Raw genomic sequence first — 4,762 nt, 5'->3', positions numbered from 1 at the left:
GATCGAGGTTCACAGTACTGCGCATACGATTACCGGGTCATACAGGAGCAGTCTGGTCTGAAAACATCAATGTCGCGTAAAGGTCACTGTTACGACAACGCTCCGATGGAAAGCTTCTGGGGAACGCTGAAAAATGAGAGCCTGAGCCACTATCGTTTTAATAACCGGGATGAAGCCATCTCAGTAATACGGGAATACATTGAGATTTTCTACAATCGTCAGCGTCGTCACTCTCGTCTGGGGAATATCTCCCCGGCAGCCTTCAGGGAAAAATATCATCAGATGGCTGCTTAAAAAAAGAACAAATGGTAGTGTCCGCTATTGCCAGTACACCTCAGTTACATGATGCGTATAAAGCTTCCGATGAGCGTTTATATGTCAATAAGCAGAACAAAAACAGCCGTTCATGATAACCTTCTGTGGTTGTTTGCTTGTAATCTCAGGAGCGTGAAATGACTGAAATGGCTAAAGGAAGCGTGACGCATCAGCGGTTAATCGCTTTATTATCACAAGAAGGTGCTAACTTCCGCGTCGTTACCCATGAAGCGGTAGGTAAATGTGAAGCGGTGTCAGAAATTCGTGGCACCGCTTTAGGCCAGGGAGCTAAGGCACTGGTATGTAAAGTCAAAGGCAATGGCGTAAATCAACATGTTCTGGCGATCCTCGCTGCCGATCAACAGGCCGATCTGAGCCAACTTGCCAGCCATATAGGCGGATTACGCGCTTCGTTAGCCAGCCCTGCTGAAGTCGATGAACTCACAGGCTGTGTCTTCGGCGCGATCCCCCCTTTCAGCTTCCATCCAAAACTCAAACTGGTTGCCGACCCTCTACTCTTCGAACGATTTGATGAAATCGCCTTCAATGCAGGGATGCTGGATAAATCCGTTATTTTGAAAACCACGGATTATTTGCGCATTGCGCAACCAGAACTGGTCAATTTCCGCCGCACTGCGTAACTAGCCTGTCCGTTCAATAAGCAGAACGGACAAAACCAGCACAACAGCAATGGCAAAAAACGATGACGTGATAATCAGTGTCTCGACGAACATTTGATCGTTCATAGCATGCCCCCGGGAGATAGCTGTTTTCACGTTATTGTTAGCGTGCACAAATGGCAGTTTGATGACAGTTCGCCTGATTTTTATGCAAAAAACGTAAAGATTTTCTACTTCCTTCCTGCAGCAAGCGTAAAGTAAGCAGGCTTATTATTTTTTGGCAAGGAAACCACGATGTTTGATGTCACTTTGCTGATCCTGCTCGGGTTAGCTGCGCTGGGCTTTATCAGTCATAACACCACTGTCGCCGTTTCAATTCTGGTGTTGATCATTGTCCGCGTCACACCGTTAAGCACCTTTTTCCCGTGGATTGAACAACAGGGGCTAAGTATCGGGATAATCATTCTGACGATTGGCGTTATGGCCCCCATCGCCAGCGGGACGCTACCGCCCTCAACCTTGATTCACTCGTTTCTGAACTGGAAATCGCTGGTAGCAATTGCAGTAGGCGTGATTGTCTCCTGGCTGGGTGGGCGCGGCGTGACCTTAATGGGCAGCCAGCCGCAACTGGTCGCCGGGCTGCTGGTAGGCACTGTTTTAGGCGTGGCGCTGTTTCGCGGCGTACCGGTCGGCCCGCTTATTGCCGCGGGTCTGGTTTCGCTGATTGTGGGGAAACAGTAGTTAATCCCGCAATATATCGGCCTGGCGTTTGCCCCAGGCCTTTCTTAAACATAGTAATAAAGGCCGTTGTTGAATCATACCCCAGCGTATGAGCAACTTTCTGTACAGTATCGCCTTTCACTAATCCCTGAAGTGCCATAATCAGCTGTAACTGCTGACGTCACTGGCGAAAACTCAACCCCGTCTCTTTTACTATCAGTCGCGCAAGATTGCGTTCACTCATCGCAAAAAAGCCAGCCCATTGCCCTAATGACCCCCACTCGACGGGCCCTTTCGCCATCATCTCCACCATCGTGCGGATTTTAGGATGAGAAGAAACGGGCAGGTGCAGCTGTTGTTGTGGCTGCTGAGGGAGTTCATCAAACAGGACCTGTATTAATCTGCGGGTCATCGGCTCAGCACGCTGAGTCGTCGTCCTGTTTGCCAGGGTTAAAATCAATTCCCGGCATAAGGGCGATATTTTCAATGTGCAACATGTTGTCGGCATTGTCACTGCGCTGGGTTCGATAAACAGAAAACAGAGTTCAGCGTTAGCTGTCACTTGATTGCTATGTTCCACCCCGCCCGGTATCCAAACCGCATATTGCGGCGGCACCATCCACAAAGCATTTTCCACCGTACAGGTAATTGCACCATGTAATGCTAGTATCAGCTGTCCTTTGCGGTGCTGATGTACAGGACTGGTTAACTCATCCGTTCCGGCGTGAATACAAAATGCGACCGCGGCTTCATGGTGTCGGTCGGGTTCATAGCCATTGAGATTCAACCTGTGCATCATTTTGTCCGAATTTAGCGATAATTTGTCATTTTAGCTTGATTCAACATAACAATAAAAACGGTAAGGTACAGCCTCGTTTGTAACAATGAGAAGCATATGACCTGTTCAACTTCATTAAGCGGCAAAAACAGGATTGTCCTTATCGCTGGCATTCTGATGATTGCCACAACATTACGCGTCACCTTTACCGGCGCAGCACCGTTACTGGATACGATTCGTTCCGCTTACTCGCTGACGACAGCGCAAACCGGCTTATTGACCACCCTGCCATTATTGGCCTTTGCGCTAATCTCACCTTTGGCCGCCCCGGTAGCGCGACGTTTTGGTATGGAACGTAGCCTGTTTGCCGCGTTACTTTTGATCTGTGCTGGTATCGCAATTCGCTCTCTCCCTTCGCCTTACTTATTATTTGGCGGTACAGCGGTCATTGGCGGTGGGATTGCATTAGGCAATGTCTTACTGCCAGGATTAATTAAACGCGATTTCCCTCATTCCGTCGCCAGACTTACCGGCGCATATTCCCTGACAATGGGAGCTGCGGCGGCACTTGGATCGGCTATGGTAATGCCGCTGGCTTTGAACGGTTTTGGCTGGCAAGGCGCGTTGCTCATGCTGATGTGTTTTCCTCTGCTGGCTCTTTTTTTATGGCTGCCACAGTGGCGAAGCCAACAACATGCAAATTTGAGTACCTCGCGCGCCTTACATACTCGGGGTATCTGGCGTTCGCCGCTTGCCTGGCAGGTCACATTGTTTCTTGGGAGCAACTCACTGGTCTATTACGTGATTATTGGCTGGCTTCCGGCGATCCTCATCAGTCACGGCTATAGCGAAGCACAGGCGGGTTCACTGCATGGTTTGCTGCAACTAGCCACAGCAGCTCCCGGTTTGCTGATCCCTCTTTTCTTACATCATGTGAAAGACCAGCGTGGTATTGCAGCGTTCGTTGCCTTGATGTGCGCAGTGGGCGCTGTTGGGCTCTGCTTTATGCCAGCGCACGCGATCACCTGGACTCTGCTTTTCGGTTTTGGTTCCGGCGCAACAATGATACTGGGGTTGACGTTCATTGGTCTTCGGGCAAGTTCTGCGCATCAGGCGGCGGCACTCTCGGGGATGGCACAATCCGTCGGGTATTTGCTGGCAGCCTGTGGGCCGCCGCTAATGGGTAAAATACACGATGCTAACGGTAACTGGTCCGTACCACTGATGGGTGTTGCAATACTTTCACTACTGATGGCGATTTTCGGACTTTGCGCCGGGAGAGACAAAGAAATTCGCTCATATCCGGTGCTATAGTGACGTGACAAATCATGCGTGAAAGGGAGAACAAACACGATGAATATTCAGTGCAAACGCGTTTATGATCCGGCTGAACAGAGCGATGGTTATCGCGTACTGGTCGACCGCCTCTGGCCGCGCGGTATCAAAAAAACCGATTTAGCCCTTGATGAGTGGGATAAAGAAATCACGCCGTCAACGGAACTGCGCAAAGCCTTTCACGGCGAAGTCGTCGATTTTACAACCTTTCGCGAGCAATATCTTGCAGAACTGGCGCAACACGAGCAAGAAGGAAAGCGGCTGGCGGACATCGCCAAAAAACAGCCGCTGACCCTGCTCTACGCAGCAAAAAACACCACGCAGAACCATGCGCTGGTGCTGGCCGACTGGCTACGTAGCTTGTGATTTTAGTACAGCATCCGGCGGTTATTTTTCACCAGCCGGATGGTCCCGTCGCCACAATGCCCATTCATCAATCGTTTCACCGCCCGGTAATTTGCAATTGTTGCTGACCCCTTGCGCTGTCGACACTGGAATGAGCGTCCCGCCCTTCTGCTGGCAATAGACCGACGCCGGATTTGCCATACCAATCTGCGGCGGTTTAGGTGCTTCTGGCTGAGAAGGGGTTGAACAACCAGCCAGGACCAGCAAGCAAGGCAGAACAAAACTGATAATTTTCATTTATTGATCTCACATATTTATCCAGACTTAGAGTATCGCGGTATCGTTTTGTTTTGCAGCACTATTTTTATTACATTCACTCAAAACATATTACGTCTTGTTTCATCTTTGTTGATGATGTTTTATCATGCCTGCAAAGGTAATGCTGCCAACTTACTGATTTAGTGTATGATGGTGATTTTAAGGTGCTTGCGTGGCTTCCATTTCCATCAGATGTCCTTCCTGCTCCGCTACTGAAGGCGTGGTGCGTAACGGCAAAAGCACTGCCGGACATCAGCGCTATCTCTGCTCTCATTGCCGTAAAACATGGCAACTACAGTTCACTTACACCGCCTCTCAGCCCGGTACGCAC

8 protein-coding genes and 2 pseudogenes are annotated in these 4,762 nt (G+C 49.9%); 7 read left to right on the top strand and 3 right to left on the bottom strand.

Features of this window, described 5'->3' with window-relative positions:
* From BFF42_RS11210 to yeaK, 3 genes and pseudogenes are all read left to right on the top strand, one after another.
* Positions 1-294: integrase core domain-containing protein (locus BFF42_RS11210; protein WP_146627975.1), on the top strand; the 294-nt coding region annotated here is incomplete at its 5' end.
* 41 nt (positions 295-335) lie between these two features.
* Positions 336-410: pseudogene (locus BFF42_RS11205) on the top strand (diguanylate cyclase); the annotation flags it as partial.
* A 42-nt stretch (positions 411-452) separates the two neighbouring features.
* The gene (gene yeaK, locus BFF42_RS11200; RefSeq protein WP_000138054.1) at positions 453-956 is read left to right on the top strand and encodes a mischarged aminoacyl-tRNA deacylase; all 504 of its coding nucleotides are present in this window, start codon (positions 453-455) and stop codon (positions 954-956) included.
* On the opposite strand, the gene yoaI is transcribed toward yeaK, so the two are convergent.
* Complete coding sequence (yoaI, locus tag BFF42_RS11195) at positions 957-1,061, bottom strand: small membrane protein YoaI (RefSeq protein WP_000999630.1); 105 nt, start codon at positions 1,059-1,061, stop codon at positions 957-959.
* A gap of 168 nt (positions 1,062-1,229) precedes the next feature.
* On the opposite strand from yoaI, the gene BFF42_RS11190 reads away from it, so the two are divergent.
* Positions 1,230-1,676, top strand: a complete 447-nt coding sequence (locus tag BFF42_RS11190; RefSeq protein ID WP_000460714.1) for a DUF441 domain-containing protein — start codon at positions 1,230-1,232, stop codon at positions 1,674-1,676.
* Here the strand turns inward: BFF42_RS11190 and nimR are convergent.
* Positions 1,633-2,454 (bottom strand): annotated as a pseudogene (gene nimR / locus BFF42_RS11185) (DNA-binding transcriptional regulator NimR). The gene BFF42_RS11190 and the pseudogene nimR overlap by 44 nt on opposite strands.
* Positions 2,455-2,550: 96 nt before the next feature.
* On the opposite strand from nimR, the gene nimT reads away from it, so the two are divergent.
* Entirely contained in the window at positions 2,551-3,747 is a 1,197-nt protein-coding gene (nimT, locus tag BFF42_RS11180) for a 2-nitroimidazole transporter (protein WP_012421563.1), read from the top strand.
* A 39-nt stretch (positions 3,748-3,786) separates the two neighbouring features.
* Positions 3,787-4,134, top strand: a complete 348-nt coding sequence (locus BFF42_RS11175) for a DUF488 domain-containing protein (RefSeq protein WP_004983281.1) — start codon at positions 3,787-3,789, stop codon at positions 4,132-4,134.
* Between the two features lie 21 nt (positions 4,135-4,155).
* Here BFF42_RS11175 and yoaF read toward each other — a convergent pair whose 3' ends face one another.
* Positions 4,156-4,410 carry a DUF333 domain-containing lipoprotein YoaF gene (yoaF, locus tag BFF42_RS11170; protein ID WP_000691934.1) on the bottom strand — a complete coding sequence of 85 codons (255 nt, stop codon included), beginning with the start codon at positions 4,408-4,410 and terminating at the stop codon, positions 4,156-4,158.
* A gap of 193 nt (positions 4,411-4,603) precedes the next feature.
* Between yoaF and BFF42_RS11165 the strand changes: the two genes are divergently transcribed.
* On the top strand, positions 4,604-4,762 hold a 159-nt coding region (locus BFF42_RS11165), incomplete at its 3' end, for an IS1 family transposase (RefSeq protein WP_032277379.1).

It is taken from the genome of Shigella sp. FC1661 (assembly GCF_001712525.1).
Taxonomy (GTDB): Bacteria; Pseudomonadota; Gammaproteobacteria; order Enterobacterales; family Enterobacteriaceae; genus Escherichia; species Escherichia coli.
The sequence above is the reverse complement of the archived record's forward strand: the minus strand, read 5'-3'. Positions and strand labels throughout refer to the sequence as shown.